General features: G+C 42.5%; 19 protein-coding genes. 12 read left to right on the forward strand and 7 right to left on the reverse strand.

All coding sequences use genetic code 11. The features are described 5' to 3' along the window. Nucleotides 1-5 precede the first annotated feature (5 nt). The 4 genes from C7H79_RS03905 to C7H79_RS03920 all read left to right on the forward strand — a co-directional run bounded on the left by C7H79_RS03905 (nucleotide 6) and on the right by C7H79_RS03920 (nucleotide 3,189). Nucleotides 6-920, forward strand: coding sequence for an NAD-dependent epimerase/dehydratase family protein (locus tag C7H79_RS03905; RefSeq protein ID WP_106705989.1), 915 nt, complete (start codon nucleotides 6-8; stop codon nucleotides 918-920). A gap of 29 nt (nucleotides 921-949) precedes the next feature. Next, nucleotides 950-1,207 (forward strand): acyl carrier protein, encoded by a 258-nt coding sequence (locus C7H79_RS03910; protein ID WP_106705990.1) that lies wholly within the window; start codon nucleotides 950-952, stop codon nucleotides 1,205-1,207. Continuing rightward, on the forward strand, nucleotides 1,207-2,400 hold the full coding sequence (gene spt / locus C7H79_RS03915; RefSeq protein WP_106705991.1) for a serine palmitoyltransferase: 1,194 nt from the start codon (nucleotides 1,207-1,209) through the stop codon (nucleotides 2,398-2,400). Before C7H79_RS03910 ends, spt begins: the two co-directional genes overlap by 1 nt. A gap of 138 nt (nucleotides 2,401-2,538) precedes the next feature. Then, complete coding sequence (locus tag C7H79_RS03920) at nucleotides 2,539-3,189, forward strand: hypothetical protein (protein ID WP_106705992.1); 651 nt, start codon at nucleotides 2,539-2,541, stop codon at nucleotides 3,187-3,189. A gap of 191 nt (nucleotides 3,190-3,380) precedes the next feature. On the opposite strand, the gene C7H79_RS03925 is transcribed toward C7H79_RS03920, so the two are convergent. Next, nucleotides 3,381-4,715, reverse strand: coding sequence for a PhoH family protein (locus tag C7H79_RS03925; RefSeq protein ID WP_106705993.1), 1,335 nt, complete (start codon nucleotides 4,713-4,715; stop codon nucleotides 3,381-3,383). A 466-nt stretch (nucleotides 4,716-5,181) separates the two neighbouring features. On the opposite strand from C7H79_RS03925, the gene C7H79_RS17635 reads away from it, so the two are divergent. From C7H79_RS17635 to wecB, 3 genes are all read left to right on the forward strand, one after another. Next, on the forward strand, nucleotides 5,182-5,379 hold the full coding sequence (locus C7H79_RS17635) for a hypothetical protein (protein ID WP_172592347.1): 198 nt from the start codon (nucleotides 5,182-5,184) through the stop codon (nucleotides 5,377-5,379). Nucleotides 5,380-5,775: 396 nt separating this feature from the next. Then, nucleotides 5,776-6,339, forward strand: coding sequence for an SGNH/GDSL hydrolase family protein (locus C7H79_RS03935; protein WP_106705994.1), 564 nt, complete (start codon nucleotides 5,776-5,778; stop codon nucleotides 6,337-6,339). Further along, entirely contained in the window at nucleotides 6,336-7,394 is a 1,059-nt protein-coding gene (gene wecB / locus C7H79_RS03940) for a non-hydrolyzing UDP-N-acetylglucosamine 2-epimerase (protein WP_106705995.1), read from the forward strand. Before C7H79_RS03935 ends, wecB begins: the two co-directional genes overlap by 4 nt. A gap of 123 nt (nucleotides 7,395-7,517) precedes the next feature. Here wecB and C7H79_RS03945 read toward each other — a convergent pair whose 3' ends face one another. Together C7H79_RS03945 and C7H79_RS03950 are read right to left on the reverse strand one after the other, a co-directional pair. After that, nucleotides 7,518-9,401, reverse strand: coding sequence for a heparinase II/III family protein (locus C7H79_RS03945; RefSeq protein WP_106705996.1), 1,884 nt, complete (start codon nucleotides 9,399-9,401; stop codon nucleotides 7,518-7,520). Then, the gene (locus tag C7H79_RS03950; RefSeq protein WP_172592348.1) at nucleotides 9,388-10,527 is read right to left on the reverse strand and encodes a radical SAM protein; all 1,140 of its coding nucleotides are present in this window, start codon (nucleotides 10,525-10,527) and stop codon (nucleotides 9,388-9,390) included. Before C7H79_RS03950 ends, C7H79_RS03945 begins: the two co-directional genes overlap by 14 nt. Nucleotides 10,528-10,871: 344 nt before the next feature. On the opposite strand from C7H79_RS03950, the gene C7H79_RS03955 reads away from it, so the two are divergent. From C7H79_RS03955 to ada, 3 genes are all read left to right on the forward strand, one after another. After that, the gene (locus C7H79_RS03955) at nucleotides 10,872-11,846 is read left to right on the forward strand and encodes a Gfo/Idh/MocA family protein (protein WP_106706061.1); all 975 of its coding nucleotides are present in this window, start codon (nucleotides 10,872-10,874) and stop codon (nucleotides 11,844-11,846) included. A 360-nt stretch (nucleotides 11,847-12,206) separates the two neighbouring features. Beyond that, nucleotides 12,207-12,371 carry a hypothetical protein gene (locus C7H79_RS18390; RefSeq protein WP_197714591.1) on the forward strand — a complete coding sequence of 55 codons (165 nt, stop codon included), beginning with the start codon at nucleotides 12,207-12,209 and terminating at the stop codon, nucleotides 12,369-12,371. A gap of 232 nt (nucleotides 12,372-12,603) precedes the next feature. After that, nucleotides 12,604-13,686, forward strand: coding sequence for a bifunctional DNA-binding transcriptional regulator/O6-methylguanine-DNA methyltransferase Ada (gene ada, locus C7H79_RS03965; protein WP_106705998.1), 1,083 nt, complete (start codon nucleotides 12,604-12,606; stop codon nucleotides 13,684-13,686). Between the two features lie 113 nt (nucleotides 13,687-13,799). Here the strand turns inward: ada and C7H79_RS03970 are convergent, their stop codons facing one another. Together C7H79_RS03970 and C7H79_RS03980 are read right to left on the reverse strand one after the other, a co-directional pair. Then, complete coding sequence (locus C7H79_RS03970) at nucleotides 13,800-14,801, reverse strand: sulfate ABC transporter substrate-binding protein (RefSeq protein WP_106705999.1); 1,002 nt, start codon at nucleotides 14,799-14,801, stop codon at nucleotides 13,800-13,802. Nucleotides 14,802-15,121: 320 nt separating this feature from the next. Further along, nucleotides 15,122-15,319, reverse strand: coding sequence for a YezD family protein (locus tag C7H79_RS03980; RefSeq protein ID WP_106706001.1), 198 nt, complete (start codon nucleotides 15,317-15,319; stop codon nucleotides 15,122-15,124). A 388-nt stretch (nucleotides 15,320-15,707) separates the two neighbouring features. Between C7H79_RS03980 and C7H79_RS03985 the strand changes: the two genes are divergently transcribed. Further along, nucleotides 15,708-16,229: an FxDxF family PEP-CTERM protein gene (locus C7H79_RS03985; RefSeq protein WP_106706002.1), complete on the forward strand. Its 522-nt coding sequence runs from the start codon at nucleotides 15,708-15,710 to the stop codon at nucleotides 16,227-16,229. A gap of 162 nt (nucleotides 16,230-16,391) precedes the next feature. Here C7H79_RS03985 and C7H79_RS03990 read toward each other — a convergent pair whose 3' ends face one another. Both C7H79_RS03990 and tadA read right to left on the reverse strand, forming a co-directional pair. After that, nucleotides 16,392-16,871, reverse strand: coding sequence for a L,D-transpeptidase (locus C7H79_RS03990; RefSeq protein ID WP_106706003.1), 480 nt, complete (start codon nucleotides 16,869-16,871; stop codon nucleotides 16,392-16,394). Next, complete coding sequence (tadA, locus tag C7H79_RS03995) at nucleotides 16,861-17,352, reverse strand: tRNA adenosine(34) deaminase TadA (protein ID WP_106706004.1); 492 nt, start codon at nucleotides 17,350-17,352, stop codon at nucleotides 16,861-16,863. The genes C7H79_RS03990 and tadA overlap by 11 nt, the downstream gene beginning before the upstream one ends. A 134-nt stretch (nucleotides 17,353-17,486) precedes the next feature. On the opposite strand from tadA, the gene prmB reads away from it, so the two are divergent. Continuing rightward, nucleotides 17,487-18,386, forward strand: coding sequence for a 50S ribosomal protein L3 N(5)-glutamine methyltransferase (gene prmB, locus C7H79_RS04000; RefSeq protein ID WP_106706005.1), 900 nt, complete (start codon nucleotides 17,487-17,489; stop codon nucleotides 18,384-18,386). The last annotated feature ends 77 nt before the right edge of the window (nucleotides 18,387-18,463 follow it).

Raw genomic sequence — 18,463 nt, forward strand, 5'->3', positions numbered from 1 at the left:
AAGAAATGCAAAAATTAGTAGCTGTAACAGGTGCTACTGGTTTTATTGGCAGCGTACTCATTCAAAGGCTAATTCTGGATGGCTGGATAGTTCGTGCACTTACTCGAACTATCCGCTTCTCAGATACTGAATCTCTTCAGTGGATCCAAGGTGATTTAGAAAACTTAAGTGCATTACATCGCCTTGTGGATGGTGTGGCATATGTAGTCCATTGTGCTGCAACAGTAAGAGGAAGTTCTTTTCAAGAATTTGAGCGCACCAACATTACAGGCACAGAAAATATCTTGTGCGTCCTTGCTAAACAAAAACATTTTCCACGTTTTCTACTTATTTCTTCCTTAGCCGCACGTCAGCCAGAGTTATCTTGGTATGCTCAAAGCAAGTATTTGTCAGAACAGAAACTGATTGAATTCTCAGATCAACTGCAATGGGCAATCTTTCGCCCTACAGCGGTATATGGTCCGGGTGACAAGGAAATGAAGCCGCTTTTTCAATCCATGTATCGTGGATTTTTTCCAGTTGTTGGAGAAAATCAAAATCGGTTTGGACTAATACATGTATATGATCTGGTCGCGGCTATTCATGTCTGGCTTAATTCTGAAAGAATAATCAATGGCGTATTTGAACTCGATGACGGTACTCCAGAAGGATATAGTTATCAGAGTCTTAGGGTAATAGCTCAGCAAGTATGGAAGCGCCCGGTGCATTTTATTGCGATTCCAAATTTGCTTATTCGGTGTATTGCATTGACAAATCTATGGCTTGGTCGCTTCTTTAGATATTCACCCATGCTGACTCCAGGAAAAGTTAATGAATTACAGCATGAAGACTGGGTGTGCAATAATACCCCCTTAATTAATGCCTTACCAGAATGGCGTCCGAGAATTCGTTTACAAGATGTATTATCTGAAGTAATCTAACTTCAAAATTAACTAAGCTGAAATAACCTATGACTGAAAGTAATTATGATGAGATCATGCAGTTGCTCTGTGACCGCCTTAGAGATTTGGCCAGTACCGATGTCTTAATCACCCCAGAAACAAACCTGATCAACCAATTATCGATTGATTCCATTAAATTACTCAATCTGATTATGGAAATTGAAGATACTTTTGATATTTCAATTCCTATAAATGCATTGACAGATGTTCAAACAGTTGGTGAATTAGTTGACTTGGTGCATAAAATTAAAACGACATCATCATAATGAATTTACTTGAGAAGTTAGATGCTGCTGCAGCAGCAAGAAAAGCACTTTTACCTAATGGAATTGGTGCTTTCGGTATTCCAATCGAAGAGGTTTTTTCTGCTACTGAGGCCAGAATTGGAGATCGCCGCGTACTTCTGATGGGCACAAATAATTACCTGGGATTAACTTTTGATCCTGAATGCATTCGTGCGGCGCACGAGGCGATTGATAAAGAAGGAACAGGTACCACAGGTTCACGGATGGCGAATGGCAGTTATTTTGGCCACCGGGCATTAGAGAGAGAATTTGCCGATTTTTATCAATGTAGCTCGGGTATTGTTTTTACAACGGGCTATCAAGCGAACTTAGGTACCATCTCTGGTCTAGTGGGTCCGGGTGATACGGTTCTAATTGATGGTGATTCTCACGCAAGTATTTTCGATGGTTGTATTCTCAGTGGCGCGGATATTATTCGTTTCAAACATAATGACATGGTCGACATGGAGAAACGGTTGCGCCGTCTGGGTGATAGTGCTGAAACTACGCTAATTATTGCTGAAGGCATCTATAGTATGCTTGGAGATCAGGCGCCCTTGTCCGATATCGTACAATTGAAAAATAAGTATGGTGGCATATTACTGCTTGATGAGGCTCACTCGCTTGGCGTTCTAGGTAAAACAGGTCAAGGTCTTGTTGAAGCAACGGGCTTGTTAGATGAGGTTGATTTTATTACTGGAACTTTTAGTAAAAGCTTATGCAGTATTGGCGGGTTTTGTGTAAGTAATCACCCGCAGCTCGAACAATTACGGTATGTCAGCCATCCCTATATTTTTACTGCATCTCCATCACCGGCAACAATTGCCTCAACTCGGGCCGCCTTGGAATTGCTTAGAAAAGGAACTCATTTGCGCGACAAATTATGGAGCAATTGTCAGCAACTCTATTCACAGCTTAAAGAAATTGGCTATCAGCTAGGTCCGGATCCTGGTCCAGTCATTGCTGCTGTTGTTGAAACGCCACAACAAGCGCTGTTACTCTGGCAACAGTTACTCGAGCATAATATTTATGTAAATCTGATTTTGCCGCCAGCAGCACCCGAAGGTAAATCGCTCGTGCGTTGCAGCGTGAATGCTGCGCATACAGCGGAACAAATTGGATATGTAGGTGATACTTTTGCTAAGTTGTATAAAATGATAAACGTATCATCATGAATAGATTTCTGTTTTGATGGGAATTTGGGAATTGACGTGTCTGCCAGTTTTGTTGAAAAATAACATCTTATAAACAAACTCTTTGTCCTGGATCGTACATTGGACTGTGTATACTTAATTCTTACATGAGGTCTCACGATGAAAATAATGCAAGGGTTGGCCTTAACATTATTTTCCTTACTTTTGCATAGTTATACTCTGGCGACAAGTATTGTGTACGATGGATTTAACTGTCTGAATGCAGTTGATGCCAATGATCCCACCCCTGGCATTACTCGAGTACAAAGTAAATTTGAGGTCATAGAAATTGTCGGAGAAGGAATATATCGTTTAAGCCTAACAGGCGGCATCCCCCGTTTTGTTAATAACAATCAGAATGTGTGTATTGATGGTGCAACGGCAATTGGATACTCGGGAATTCCTGATGTAGACGGATTTCCGCGTCCGCTGGAATCCATCGATGCCACAGCCTATTTCAATGGACAGGAATTGGTGATTGTCATCAGTTCAATGTATACAGACCTGAGCGCAACAAGAAGTAATCCCTTTTTGCCTTTTGCTACGAGCAAAATATTTGCCATAACAAACACGCTCATCTTGGAGTTTAATTCTGATTCTGCTTCGTTTAAGTTGAAGAAAATTATAAGTAACCGTGGATTCACGCAGACTAAAGAATCAAGAAACTTAATACCGTTTCTGGAGACAATTCTGCCATCATTTAATGAGACGCCACAGGACAAACCCAGGATACTTACTCCGGCGTCTAATATAGACTTCTCGTTGCAGTAAATAATCGCACAATTGCCTAGGCACGAAAGAACAGTGAAACGGTTATGAAAAGATGCCGAGTCATCATTCAATACTGGCAGTGTGTGGATCGCAAGGCTTCAAAACAAATTTATTCTTAATTCATCGATTTTATTTCCTCTACATGATCAATTGACTTACGTTTGCCGTTATGGAAATAAAAGCGTTCATTCTTACAGCAACTGATTAGCCAAATTCGCAAGGTCAGATCGCTCGCCTTTTTCCAGTCGTACATGCGCATAAATTTCATGATGTCTGATTTTATCGATTAAATAGGATAATCCATTACTCTGGGAATCTAGATAAGGAGTATCGATTTGGTAAATATCGCCGGTAAAGACGATCTTGGTGTTTTCACCTGCACGCGTGATGATTGTTTTGACTTCGTGTGGCGTGAGATTCTGTGCTTCATCCACAATAAAAAAAACATTTGAAATACTGCGTCCGCGGATATAAGCGAGTGGAGTGATTTTTAGTTTTTCTTGATCAACGGCATCTGTAATCTGTTTATATTCCCTGTCTTTTTCAGTAAAAAGACTTTTTATGAATTTAAGATTGTCCCACAGCGGCTCCATATAAGGATTTAGTTTTGAAATGATGTCGCCTGGCAAAAAACCAATATCTTTATTGCTTAAAGGCACAATCGGGCGCGCCAAGTAAATCTGTTTGAAATGTCTTTTCTGGTCGAGTGCGCCGGCGAGTGCGAGTAATGTTTTTCCTGTTCCAGCAACACCCTGTAAGGTAACGAGTTGGATATTCGGATTTGTAATTGCATGCAAAGCAAATACTTGCTCGGCATTTCTGGGTTTAATTCCAAAGGCGGATTCTTTTTCAATACGTTCAATTCTTTGTGATACCGGATTATAAAATACCAATACAGAAGCTCGACTATTTTTAAGGATAAAATAATGATTGGGTATGGGATTCTGTATCCCTATTTCTGCAGGCATACAAAAATTCTGGGTATAAATGCTGTCAATAATCTCTTTTGTCAATCCCTCGATCACAGTTTTTCCGGTATATAAAGAATCAAGATCCTTGATCTTTCCGGTTTCAAAATCTTCTGCTGGAATGTTCAGGGATTTTGCCTTGAGGCGTAAATTGATATCCTTGGATACCAAGATTATTTTTCTTCCCGGATATGTATGACTCAGTGAAATTACTGCATTTAGAATGCGATGATCCGCTGTGTCCTCTCCAAATACTTCTGTGGCATCCAGTCCGATGATCTTTTCTTGCATGCATACCCTGAAATGACCATGATTTGTCTGATCAATGGGTATCCAGTTTTGCAGCGAATGATTTGACGACAATCTGTCCATGATTCGTATGAATTCTCTTGCCTCAAAGTTCTTGATGTCATTGCCTTTCTTAAAATGATCAAGTTCTTCCAGTACGGTAATCGGAATGGCTACATCATTGTCTTCAAAGCTGTAAATTGCGCTGTGGTTATATAAGATGACCGAAGTATCCAGGACAAATATTTTCTTTGTTTGCATTCTTGGCATGAGGAGCTGGAGTAATAAAAAACGAAACTGCTAATTATTAATTATTGCTACAAGTTGAATTTATGAAACTTTGAAAAAACAAATGTACTCTGTTTTCAGTAAAGTTGCCACATCAGTTAGCAGTCGGTATTTAGAAACGGCGAAGTCAATGCTCGAATGGGTTTTGAGCTGGTATTAAGCTCAATCGTTTTTTTAGCTTCGATATCACGATTGCGAAAATAATCTCCATCGCCTTAACCAACTTATGTCGGTACCGCACGCTATTGCGGAAGGCCAGACATTGGGGAAAATTTGCCATCGATGTGGAACAACATTTCTAAGAGGCTATCCCGAGCACACCCGATATTCCGGTCAATGGTATGCGCTATCATGAAACAAGTTCAAGAATCACCTTCGGTATAAAGGAAACAGATATTCTGAGGTTGACTTCAAACCCTCATCTGCATGACAATAAGTTGCTGAAATTATGGTAGAAGCAATGACCAGTATCCAGGGCAAGTGTCAGCAACAAGTTGCTTGCCACCTTAAATTTTCCATCTCTACAAAACCGAAGCAACCGGCACTCATTGTAACCCGTCGAGCCGATCGTCTGATGGATTGCCACTGCAGTCTGAGGCTGGCGCAAGTCTGGGACGCAGAGTACTGGCAGCATGAAGCGGTCTGATAGATAAATGTGATCAAACAGTTGCGTATTTCGGATTTTGTTACAATCGAATGAGTGCAGAAAAATAGTACTGCGGTGCATAGGCATTTTAAAACCTTTGGTACCGAAGAACTGATAGGTGAGATAAAATCGGATATGATCGGATTCGGTAAAAGATGCATCGTCTCTTGTTTATTGAATATAATTTATCTTGCTTGTCAAAATCCTGCGAAGCAAAAAGAAAATCGTTGAGAACAGATTATATTTATGCTCTTTGAAGGTAGGAAACTTTTTCTTTCCAGAGCAGGATGGATGCTAAATTCGCGCTATCACTTCCTTATTATTTTTACAGAAGTACATCAAGAATTAAGTTCGCGACATTATTATTAAGCGCAGGATTATTAGAGGAAAGGTGATATGCATTATCAGAATCTGCTTTGCATCGGAGATAGTCAAACTTTTGGTGCTCGGACTTATGGCTGTTACCCGCTGTACCTTGCTCAAATGCTTACACAACGAACGCCGTATCAATGGCGTACGATTAATCGAAGTGTTAATGGGTATACAGCCCGAGATTTATGGTTTTTGCTCAGTAATGATATCGAAGTCATCAGCGATACTTATCAGGTATGCGTACTCATAGGTACAAACGACGTGGGGAATGAAACTCCGCTTGATCTTTTTGAAGAATATTACCGGCAAATTGTTCGGACATTCTTAATCAAGAAATATAAGGCTGTTTTTTGTAGTGAAATTCCACCGATTTTTCCAGATGGCCATATTTTCTTCCGTAAAGAAGCAGTAGATCAGCGCAATCAATATAATGCCGCGATCAGGAAAATTTCAACCGAAAATAGAAAAACTCATTATGTGTCGATTGATGGATTAAGTCGTGACTGTTATGTAGATTCCGTTCACTTCAATGAACAAGGGAATCGAGTTGTCGCTGAATTATTTGCCAAGGCTATTTTAGAGCGGTGAAGATCGGGATTGTAATTGGCACTCGTCCCGAGGTCATGAAAAATTATTCCATTGTGAAAGCTTTGCGCGAAGCGAATGTGGATTTTGTCGTTCTGCATACTAACCAGCATCAGGATCCCCTGCTTCGAGAAGTGGTGTTTGCCAAAATGGGTTATGTGCCAGATTTTATTTACCCTAGATCTTATAGGATTGGCGCAGCGATTGATTGGGTATGCGAAATCATTCGCTCGCAGCAAATTGACCTGGTCCTGGTGAATGGTGATACTGCAGCCTCAATTGTGGGTGCCGTAGCTGCTGTTTATTCGGATGTTGGGTTAGCTCATGTCGAGGCTGGATTGCGTTCTTATGACAATCATATGTATGAAGAGCGTAACCGTATCATGGTCGATAGTGCAGCCCATTATTTGTTTACGTATACTGAGCGTCATACTGAATACTTAAAGAAGGTTCCGGATTTGCGCGGTCGAATTTTCAATGTCGGCAACACCACTGTAGATTTAATTCATGATTTTTCTGCCGAATTGATTAAACCACGTTCCGATACCTACGCATACATTACTCTGCATCGTAAGGAATTTACCGACAGCCGCATAAGAATGGTTGACGTTTTTACAACGCTCAACGGCTTGAGAGATGAATTTGATGCCATGATTTTTCCCATGCATCCACGGACACGGGACGCAATGAAAAGTTATGGACTCAGCTTTGATCTTTTGTCGCAGATAATAGTTATTGATCCGGTCGATCCATTTTTATCGCTTTCTTACGAAAAATTTGCGGCACTCATCATTACGGACAGTGGCTGCATTCAGGAAGAAGCCTATATTTTTGGTGTTCCATGTGTGACTGTTCGAAATAACACCGAGCGACCCGAAACTATTCAAGCTGGCGCCAATGTATTAACCGGCTTTTCCCCAGCCGTAATTCGGGACAAGATATGTTTGCAAAGAAGATTTGGCAACCAGCAATTCCCGCCCGTCTATGGGGAGTATGGAGTTGGTAATCGTATTGTTCAAGCATTGCGGAAATATTTTATAGATTGGAATGATTATTAATTGCTTGAGTAGATTTCTTTAATATTTACATAAGGCATCATTGCATCAACCAATAATATTTGGTGAGCAGTGTGCTGAGCAATACTAGTACCTAACTGTTAGTTTTCTGACCTGAAATTAAGATTATGCACATTTATCTCGTAGCATATTGATTAATGTGTCATCGATGGGAAAATCACTTTGATTTCCATGCATTGGATTAATGATTGTCAGGAACTCATGTGGCAGGCGAGTGCGGATTTCTACCCTTAGAGTATTAATAGGTTCCTTTATGCCATATTTTCTGGAAATCCAACCCAATGGCAAATGCTCGTTACCTCGATATAAGGAAAGTTTTCCGCCTTTCACGCTAATAAACCACGGTCCATCTTCGCATGCTATGACGATTCCATCACTTGTCATTTCAACATGCGCATCAACATGCCAGTGCATTGCCAGGGTGTGTTCGTCCGTACCATCAAGTCGATCCCATATCATCCACCCGAACTGGGGATCATAGATCAGCGCTCGCCAGTGCATAATTCCGATATCAGAGTAGCCATTATGGTTGGCTAGCAGTACTGTTTTGCCATTATAATTTTTTCTGTGCCATATTAGTTTTGCTGAATATGCGCGTAACCAGCCAAATGCGGTTTCCTTATTTTGCAAAGCCTGGTCAGTATTATCCACCACAATCGTGTTATGAGCTGATGTACCGCGAAAGTAGCGCCTGAAAAACATGTCTCTCCCATATAGATATGTGCCTGGGTCGACTAATAATGGTTTGTCGTCAAGATTCCAACAAACAGACAAGGCATCGGCATGTCCATGGCCGAATGTACTTGCCATGCCAAGCTTTCCATGACTGAATCGCATGTTGCCATGGTTTGCTGTGCCCAAAATTTGCGAATGCCCGGATACCGCAAAAATTTGAAGATGTTCGATGGGTAATTCGATTGCATGAGAACTGTCTTTCCATGATAGTCGGAGGTATGGTGACAATGCATATCCATCGTCGCTGTCACCCACTGCGGGCAAGTTATTAGGCGAGGAAGAAAACTTCTGTAAATAACTACTGCCACGAATCCAGGCCTGTTCGATATCATAGGAGGTGGCTTTGCCGTGATGTCTTAACAGACGAGTCACGAGCCCACAAAGATCAACAATCATCGCCAGATACTGGAATGATTGTTCGCGATTTCCTCCGTCCTGTAGAATTTGAACCTGCGCTTCACGCTCCATATATTTTAAACCAGCAGTCAGCCATTCTTCCGCATCTGGCAGTTCTGGAAAGAGAACGCCGGCGTAAACGAGTCCAGCACATTCTCCAAGCGTATGATTCCCGGCAGAAGAAAAAAGACAAAGTCGTCTCCGGATAAAGTAGGCATGGCTATGCACAAGAAACACCAATCCTTGCCAGACTTGCGAACTTAATGGGTGATTTCTCACCATATCGAATGCATGACAAATACTTATTAACCTAAGGCTGCATTCCATAGTGGAAATATAATTCACGCCGATTAGCCATGGATTCTGATTGATCCATGACAACATCAATTTTTCCATGTGCTGGATAACTGGGTACTTACTGCTGTGATCCTTTATTTGGTTATAAATCAGGCCTAAAGTAACTAAATCTTGTAGCCGGGATCGCGCCCAAACAAGCTGAATATCCCCAATTGGATTGCCCGGTGCAAATGAGATTCGCGTAAAGAATTTTAGGGGCCAGTAGCGTCCGGTATCTGGCGCTTTATGCCAGCACAGATCGTGCGTGTCGATTGCAAGGTTGGCAGGATTGTGAACAACGCAAGCTTGTTTGTCATCTGACTTGATAAGATCGGATAGTTCAAGATCTTCGCAAAACCAAGCAAATTGAGGAAGGCAAGGTAGTTCGCTGCGACAAAACGTATAGTTTTGTGGATTGATTGTCTTTCTGAAGCGAAAGCCGTAGCCTGTGCATTGCCTGATCCACATCCCGGCAAGCGATGCTCGTCTCCTGATACGGTATAGTGATTCACTGAGGTTCATTTTCGGTTCGGTGTGCCATTTTAGGCAACTCACCCGGTTTGCGGATTTTTGCCGCGTTCATAACCCACGCAGGATTACACACTTTTTTCCCAAGTATGGGTTTTACATCAGCTTCACCATAGATATCGTGATAATGTCGGTATAAGTAGTCACAAACATTTACATAAGCGCACTTTTTGCAACTTTTAGTCTTAATTCTATCTTTGATTACATAGAATCGGCTGAGTCCGGCCGTACACACAGCTCTGAAACCGTATTTGGCGACAAAAGTAATATACGGTATTTTTAGAATACCGAGTAGCAGGCACAGCCAAGTGACTAAACTTCCTTTCCTGATCAGGAAACTAGTAAAATTGTCCCACTCGTCTGGATCAAATGTCATTTGATCCATGTTTGTCACATATTGCTCGTAACCTGGAAGAAAGCAGAACGGTATGTATCTTACGTTGAAATGTGGAAGTTTATCTTCGCACGATTTGATAGCCTTGATGATCTCCCTGCCTGCATCCGCGTAATTGACATACACGTCTTTGACAATATCAATATTCTTTGCCTGTAATACTGGATTGAACATCACAAAATTGATGTTATCGACCTTTTTTTTAATGAGCAGTTGCATGATTTCAGTCAGATGCATGTAATTTGATTTACAAACAACCGTGTTGGTCCGGACCCTTAAATGAAATTCTCTGGCATGGTCAATAGCTTCCAGAATGTGATCAAAACTATGAGGTACTTTTGTCAGATCATCATGAGTAATTGCATCATGGCCATGGATGCTGAACAAAATGTCATCAACGCCTGCAGCGACGAGGCTGGCAACGTAATTCCGTTTAGACAGCCTGATGCCGTTTGTAATCAGGCAGACAATGGAAAAACCGAGCTCTTTTTTGGCATAACTAATCAGTTCGGGTAAATCCTTGCGCAGGGTCACTTCTCCGCCGGTAAACTCTATTTCTTGTATTCCAAGAATTTTGGCTTGTTTGAGCTGTGTTTTGGCTTGTTCGGTGGTCAGAGTATTTTCATTGGATTTCGTGATGACGGAATCATAGTAATAACAAAAAGGGCATTTGGCATTGCATGCATAGCCCAAATTAATCTCTACTTTTTTGGTATGGTAAAGCACGGTTAGCGATTCCTCTGTTTTTTGAATTGGAAGTAATGGATTGAGTTGAATTGAAGAGTAGCGCAATCCTAGTCGCAGAGGCTTGGTAATTTTTATATCAGGTCACAAGCTTTTGCTTGAACCGGAATTTATTTTTATGCTGAGATTATATTCAATTCCCACCAATAAAAACTATCGTAATTGAGAGTTTCGATCATATCGGCAATATAACATCACACTTTATCTGAGCGGTATGGGATAGAATAATTCTTAGAGATAAGATGAGTACGAATATGCTTGGACGTCCATAAAAATGATGGAAAAGCCCAAAACATCTTATGCAATTAATAACGGAAGTATTTTCTATGGTCGCGTTAGTTCGGTGGGGTATATTAGGAGCGGGAAGAATGGCTGATCGCTTCGCAGTTGATCTCAGGAAGACTCCTGGTATAGAAGTTGTCGCCGTGGCTGCTCGATCAATTCAAAGAGCCGAAGCGTTCGCTGCAAAGCATAGCATTTCCCGTGCGTATGGATCATATGAATTATTAGCCAAAGATTCGGAGATTGACGTTATCTACGTTGGCACAACCCATAATTTTCACAAGAGCCATACGCTTCTGTGCCTGGAAAATGGAAAAAATGTGCTATGTGAAAAGCCGATGGCGCTCAACACGACAGAAGCGCGACAAATGATTGCTTGCGCAGGTGAGAAACGACTTTTCCTTATGGAGGCTATGTGGTCGAGATTTAATCCTGTCTATAGGCATGCGATGGCATGGGTTAATGACGGGTTGATCGGGGAGGTTCGGATGCTTAAAGCCGATCTCGGATTCAGGGCGCCGTGGGAGCCTGACAGTAGATTATTTAACCCTGCTCTTGCTGGCGGCTCAATTCTGGATGTCGGTATTTATTCGATCGCTCTGGCATCAAATCTTTTTGGCTCTCAACCTTCTGAAATTCGAGCTCTGGCATTTATGGGTGAGACCGGTGTCGACGAGCAAGCAGGTATAATGCTGCAATATCCACGAGGGCAACTTGCTTTGCTTTCAAGCGCTATTCAAACGCGTACCCCACAAAACGCATTTATTATGGGCACAAAGGGAATGATTTGGGTGCCTATGTTTTGGCGTGCCCGTCTGGCCGTTCTTTGGCGTTCAAGAAAACTGCCGCGAATCACATGGGGAAGCGCGGGATACCAGCATGAGGCCGCGGAAGTCAGTCAGTGTATCCGAGAGGGAAAAATGGAAAGCGAAACAGTTACTCTTGCTGAATCCTTGGCTTTGATGGAAACGATGGATCAGATAAGGGAAAAAATCGGCTTGAAATACCCTGGAGAATGATTCGACTCAGTCGCTATCGGGATATATGAGCATGGGGGATTGTTATGGGAATCATCGCTAAATTTCGACAGCCATCGTTCCACCATCCAGAACTTGATCAATGATGCGCTCGCTTGAGTGAGAAAGACTGGATGCAAGTGGCATTGGAGCAACTCAGGCGCATGCAATCGCCGTATTTGAACTGGCTGGTAAAGCCGAGCGGACAAGCTTTGTCGTTGATATCGAGTCATTCCATGTGCATGAACGAATCGACTCGGCCACGATTCTGGCTGCGGTGCAGGAAAGTTGAAAGAAGGTCAAGGAAAAAGCGGTGCCGCGATCCAGCCGTAATTATTACATGCGCCGTTTGAGAACCAGACATTGCGCGAAGCGAGCGATTTTTACAAACTCGAGCGTGACTGGTCGAGTCGGCTTATCGTTGGCGATTCCTTGCCGGTCATGAATTTGTTGCTGCAAAAGGAAGACATGGTCGAACAGGAGCGTCTCTCAATGGGCGAAATATCTCGTGACTACACTATTCAGTAGAGTTCTAAGGAACAATAAATTAAGTGATTATTAATCAAAAAAATAATTCAATGTTCTTGTATTGATATTCGCGCCAGCAAAGCAGCCCTGCTGCTAGGTATGTTTTCGATAACTCGACAGGACGATGAGTAAAATCAAAATTCAAAAGCAATACTGGGAGTGTGACAGGTTGATCGGGACGGTAAATTGCAAATCGTTACCGAAATCATCTGATTGTTGAAAGGAGCACAACATGAACGCATTAGCGAAAAAGACACAACTCGCCGCCAAAACGGTCAATGATCCCCGCTGGGTTGCCGTCGTCGCGGGTGATATTAATGCTGACGGCAAGTTTTATTATGCAGTCACAACAACGGGGGTGTATTGTCGTCCTTCATGTGCTGCCCGTCCGGCTAAGCCTGAGAATATCAGGTTTTACACCACACGTGAAGAAGCTGAGGGCGCGGGCTTCATGGCCTGCAAACGCTGCCAGCCGGACAAGCCTCCTCGGGTCGAGCAATATGCGGCCAAAATCACGCAGGCATGTCGCATTATCGAAAGCTCTGAAGCAGCTTCAGGTCTGCAAAATCTAGCGATGCAGGTTGGCATGAGTATCTACCACTTTCATCGCATGTTCAAGCAAGTTGTCGGCCTAACACCAAGGCAGTATGCAGCAGCGCAGCGCGAGAAAAAGGTACGTGATGAACTTGCCCACGGCAGTGCAGTAACGGATGCCTTTTTCATTGCGGGCTACAGTTCTAATAGTCGTTTTTACGAAAAATCAAATCAGATTCTAGGCATGACGCCGAGTAGTTATAGCACGGGTGGCACGGATACCGAAATTCGCTTTGCTGTCGGCGAATGCTCCCTTGGATCGATATTAGTTGCTCAAAGCAGCCGAGGTATTTGTGCGATTTTCCTGGGTGGCGATCCCGATAAGTTGGTGCAAGATTTGCAGGATAGTTTTTCGCGTGCCAATCTTATCGGGTGTGATGCTGGTTTCGAAGAGCTTGTCGCGAAGGTGATTGGGTTTGTCGAGGCGCCGGGTATAGGCCTCGATTTGCCGCTGGATGTGCGTGGTACCGCGTTTCAACAGCGTGTATGGCAAGCTTTGCGCGAGATTCCAGTGGGAAAGACCGCAAGTTATACTGATATCGCTAAGTGTATCGGCGCACCGAGGGCAGTGCGGGCCGTGGCGCAGGCATGCGCGATAAACAAACTGGCGGTCGCGATTCCGTGTCATCGAGTGGTGCGTAGCGACGGAGCACTCGCAGGCTACCGCTGGGGCGTAGAGCGTAAGCGTTCTCTTCTTGAGATAGAAGCACACATTAAATAATTGTCACTGATAGAATCATTGCTTTGCTTAATTCTGGAATGCAGATATAGCAAATACGATTGATATTTTTAATAGGTGAGCTGTACTCAAAGCGTTATTGTTGATTAGAATTGTTACTCTTTTAAATAGATTTGATCAAATGTGCCGCCATCGGAGAAGTGAGTTTTGTGGGTAGACTTCCAGTCGCCAAAAGCATCATCAATATCGAATAATTCTAATTTTGGAAACTTCGCTGCGTATTTCTTTGCTACTTTGGCATTAGTGGGCCTGAAGAAATGCTTGGCCGCGATTTCTTGCCCTTCTTCAGAATAGAGATATTGAAGATAGGATTCGGCGGCTTCTCGCGTTCCTTTCTTATCGACAACTTTGTCGATTAATGTGACGGCTGGTTCAGCAAGAATACTCAGCGAAGGAACGACAATTTCAAATTTTTCTGTACCATATTTTTCAAGTACCTGAAAAGCTTCGTTTTCCCATGAGATCAAAACATCTCCGGTTTCACGTTCTACAAAAGTGGAGGTAGCGCCACGTGCGCTGGAATCCAACACGGGAACATTTCTATAGATATTGCTAACGAAATCTTTTGCTTTATCTGCCCCGTAGTGTCGCTTGCCATATTCCCAGGCTGCCAGATAGTTCCATTGTGCTCCACCGGATGTTTTCGGATTTGGAGTAATGACCGCCACATCAGGCTGCGCCAGATCTGCCCAATCCTTTATTCCCTTGGGATTGCCTTTGCGGACCAAAAAAATGATGGTCGATGTATAGGGTGTGCTGTTATGAGCTAATCGTTTTTGCCAGTCTTCCGGCAGCAACTGGCTTGTTTCTGCGATTGCGCTGATATCATTGGCTAATGCCAGTGTTACAACATCGGCCTCCAATCCTTCAATTACTGAACGTGCTTGCTTACCGGAACCGCCGTGAGATTGTTTGATTGTAATCATTTCATTGGCTTTTTTCTGCCAGTGCCGAGCAAATGCTTTATTAAATTCCTGATATAACTCCCGAGTCGAGTCGTAAGAGACATTGAGTAATATTTTTTCCGCCAGTACGGTATTGCTAATGCATAAACCTACTGTCAAGAAGCTCATGGTTAGCCATGTTTTAATGCTCATGCGGGTTCCTCCAATTGGAGTAATTGGCTGCTTCTTTTGCAATCATTTTAGAGTAAAGGGTGCCTATTTCAAGCACTCGAGCTACATTTATTATGTCTCCTTTCTCTTCAGTAGAGGTCATATTTTTTGACGCCTCGGTAGGTTGGACAAAGGTACTCAGTGCCACGATGTGTAAAAAAAACCAAATAAATTTCATTTTATTCCCCCGAATGAATTTTCCCTTGATACGGTTAAGTCATTAATTTCATTATTTCAGTATTCGAGAATCCGGATCTGTGCTGTGTTGACTTGTAACATCCATATGATTTGAAAGAACGGGTCTATGATTTCGCAACATTGCTTTCATACTCTTTTTGATGGATACGGATTTTTTCACGAAGTTCTATTTGAACAACTTTATTGTCGTGAATAACTATTTCGACTGATCCATAATCAATGCTGGCTACTGCTCGGAGAATATCCTGTGCAACTTTGGTATGGATAGGGTGATCCTCAGGTAAAGTTGACAATCGCTTCATTATTTAAGAAATTTAATTTTCAGATGTGCAAATGTACTTGTATTAGCTTATATATGGAACTAATAATTATTCATTTGCTTATTACGTTTATGCATATACGAATGCGATTGCGGTTGCGGCTTGTAGCTATAAGATGATCAATATTAGAATATCTGACCGTAGAGCCATGCAACTATGCTAATGATTAAATGAATATAGTTTTTTAATTTAGTATGAGTGTACTATGAAAGCTTATATCCATGTACTAGAATAATAGGAATAATCTCCTATAGTTTTAATGGAGTAATAAACCTAGAATGCAACTGTGTCAAGTTAGAATCAAATTAGGTTCATAAGACGGTTGGATATTTAAGGCATTTATTTTTTATTTACGCTATTTGAGATTCAAATGAGAAAGAGCTTTTTACTGAAGTTATTAGTAGCAGCTATTCTGATAGAAAGTGGAATTATACAAGCTGCACTTAAGCAAGCGCCACTTGATTGGCTTGGTCATGACACGGCCGAATTTGCCTTTTTTTCCAATGCGCTAGCTCAGGGCATCGAGCTTAATTACTTGATTAGCCTTGGCAGTAACGCAAATGCATTGGTAACCGCAGTATCTAATGATATGACAAGCATTCTTAATATCTATAGTCAAAAAATAGAATTGTCTAATAATAAAGACAATTTCACTAATGACATTTCATCAGTTCCCGTCGTAATTGATGCCGCAGCGATAAGCGGTTCATTTAACTATCTGGCAACCGGAGATTATTATCAGCAAGTATCCCGTTCTGTGGTCGGTACTTTCGGTGGCGGCTACTTGTTATTCTCTAATGTAAATCGTGTGCCAGGGCCAGAATCATATGCAATGCTACTGACAGGCCTTGGTTTGATTGGATTGTCCTTGCGTCGTCGGCAAACCATGTAGCGCTATCTGCTTTTAATTAGGCTGTTTGTTTTTGAAAAAATCAGACTAAGTTTTCTTAGCAGTGAAGCAAATCTGAATCTTTTCTTGGATCAATAGAGATTCCATTTTTTCTCCCGATTGCAATGGATTGTTATGAATAGAAAGGTAAAGTCAATTTATTTTCTATGCAATTAATTCAACCGGCGTTCCGGCGCTAACTTGATCAAATAAATCCATCAAATCATTATTGCGCATGCGGATGCATCCAATGGATCCGGGTTTACCCATCTCCACGCTATCCGGTGTGCCATGAATGTAGATATAACGACGCATAGTATCCACCGAACCAAAGCGATTAAAACCCGGTTCGCAGCCGGACAGCCATAAAATACGTGTCAGGATCCAATCACGTTGGGGAAATTGTGCAGCCAGTTCCGTTGAATAGATTTCACCGGTAGGGCGTCGCTTAATAAAAACCGTATTGACAGGTTGATCGATGCCAATCTTGGCGCGAATGATATGTTTTCCGAGCGGTGTACAGAAACTGCCATTTTTCTGTCCTGTGCCGTTCTTTGCTGAGGAAATCGGATATTGTCGGACAATTTTTTCATGCTCATCCGTTAAATCCAACTGTTGGGAGGAGATATAAATATTAACTTTCATGTTTGCTCCGTTCTGTTGCATTACGTCTTTGCGCAAAAAACTGCTTTAACAAGGCACCTGCATCAGGCGCCATGATGCCCGCATCGACTAATAAGTGATGATTTAATCGTGTTTCCGCAGGTAAATCTATAACACTGCCACAAGCACCCGTTTTGGGATCAGCTGCAGCGTAGACCAGGCGCTGGATACGAGAGTGAAAAATCGCACCGATGCACATTACACACGGCTCCAATGTGACATACAGTGTGCATCCGAGTAAACGGTAATTAGCTATATGGCCACCAGCATCGCGCATTGCAATGATTTCGGCATGTGCAGTGGGATCAGCGGTAGAAATCGGGCGATTATAGCCGCGTCCGACTATGACGCCATGCCGCACCACTACAGCACCCACCGGAACTTCGCCGTACTCCTGGGCTTGTTGCGCCAGTTCCAAAGCGACCTGCATGAAATAATGATCCGTTTCGGTATTCAATGTGATGCATTCAAAATAATTAACATGTGTAATTCCTTCACATCACGGTTTTTATGCTACATTGCAGTTCCGTATCAATAGTACCAGCCAATTTTACAGCTGCAACATGAACATTTTTGCTTCTCTATTATTTAATACTCATGCTTACCCAAGCTCAATCGCAGTTGCATACTATCCGTGATCTATTACGTTTCGCAGTCAGCCAATTCAACAAGACCGGTTTGCATTTTGGTCATGGATCGGCCAATGCGTATGATGAAGCGGCGTATCTTATTCTGAAAAGCTTATATTTGCCACTGGATCAACTGGAGTTGTTTCTGGACGCGCGTGTCACAACAGACGAATGCAAACACGTACTGGAAATAATCGAAAGACGTGTCAAAGAAAGAATTCCCGCAGCTTATCTGACGCATGAAGCCTGGCTCGGGGATTACAGCTTTTATGTCGATGAGCGCGTGATCATCCCGCGTTCTTTCATTGCCGAGTTACTTGGAAAACAACTAGCTCCATGGATTAAAGCTCCGGAAGTTGTATCCACCGCACTCGACCTCTGCACCGGTTCCGGCTGTCTGGCGATTTTGATGGCGCATAGCTTTCCTAATGCAACGATTGATGCTGTCGATATTTCGGTTCAGGCGCTTGCTGTGGCGCATAAAAATATACAGGATTACGGACTGGAAGATAAAATTGATTTGATTGAATCCAATCTGTTTTCTGTGTTACAGAAAAAGCGCTACGATCTGATTATCAGTAATCCCCCATATGTCAATGCTGAATCGATAGCACAATTACCGCAGGAGTATCGGCATGAACCGGAAAATGCGCTGGCAAGTGGTGAAGACGGGCTGGATGCAACTCGCCTTATTCTGCAACAAGCCGTTCGATATTTGACTGAAGAGGGAATTCTGGTGGTTGAAATCGGACATAACCGAGCAGCATTGGAACAGGCCTTTCCCGAATTGCCATTTACTTGGCTGGAAACCAGTGCCGGCGATGAATTTGTATTTTTGTTGCAGCGTGAACAGTTGCCGGATGCATAATCGAAATTATACCATTTGGCAACTTCCCAAGCCACGGCAGATTGCGATTGAGTCAATGGGTTTCTTGCATCTTACTT

It is taken from the genome of Nitrosomonas supralitoralis, from assembly GCF_003011925.2.
Lineage (GTDB): Bacteria > Pseudomonadota > Gammaproteobacteria > Burkholderiales > Nitrosomonadaceae > Nitrosomonas > Nitrosomonas supralitoralis.

Coding starts and splice junctions, on each gene's coding strand:
- C7H79_RS03990 (WP_106706003.1), bottom strand. CDS start 16,871: ATGAAAGTTAATATTTATATCTCCTCCCAACAGTTGGATTTAACGGAT.
- C7H79_RS03925 (WP_106705993.1), bottom strand. CDS start 4,715: ATGCCAAGAATGCAAACAAAGAAAATATTTGTCCTGGATACTTCGGTC.
- ada (WP_106705998.1), top strand. CDS start 12,604: ATGAACGCATTAGCGAAAAAGACACAACTCGCCGCCAAAACGGTCAAT.
- C7H79_RS03955 (WP_106706061.1), top strand. CDS start 10,872: ATGGTCGCGTTAGTTCGGTGGGGTATATTAGGAGCGGGAAGAATGGCT.
- C7H79_RS03905 (WP_106705989.1), top strand. CDS start 6: ATGCAAAAATTAGTAGCTGTAACAGGTGCTACTGGTTTTATTGGCAGC.
- C7H79_RS03920 (WP_106705992.1), top strand. CDS start 2,539: ATGAAAATAATGCAAGGGTTGGCCTTAACATTATTTTCCTTACTTTTG.
- spt (WP_106705991.1), top strand. CDS start 1,207: ATGAATTTACTTGAGAAGTTAGATGCTGCTGCAGCAGCAAGAAAAGCA.
- C7H79_RS03970 (WP_106705999.1), bottom strand. CDS start 14,801: ATGAGCATTAAAACATGGCTAACCATGAGCTTCTTGACAGTAGGTTTA.
- C7H79_RS17635 (WP_172592347.1), top strand. CDS start 5,182: ATGGTAGAAGCAATGACCAGTATCCAGGGCAAGTGTCAGCAACAAGTT.
- C7H79_RS03945 (WP_106705996.1), bottom strand. CDS start 9,401: ATGAACCTCAGTGAATCACTATACCGTATCAGGAGACGAGCATCGCTT.
- prmB (WP_106706005.1), top strand. CDS start 17,487: ATGCTTACCCAAGCTCAATCGCAGTTGCATACTATCCGTGATCTATTA.
- C7H79_RS03985 (WP_106706002.1), top strand. CDS start 15,708: ATGAGAAAGAGCTTTTTACTGAAGTTATTAGTAGCAGCTATTCTGATA.
- C7H79_RS03980 (WP_106706001.1), bottom strand. CDS start 15,319: ATGAAGCGATTGTCAACTTTACCTGAGGATCACCCTATCCATACCAAA.
- C7H79_RS03910 (WP_106705990.1), top strand. CDS start 950: ATGACTGAAAGTAATTATGATGAGATCATGCAGTTGCTCTGTGACCGC.
- C7H79_RS03935 (WP_106705994.1), top strand. CDS start 5,776: ATGCATTATCAGAATCTGCTTTGCATCGGAGATAGTCAAACTTTTGGT.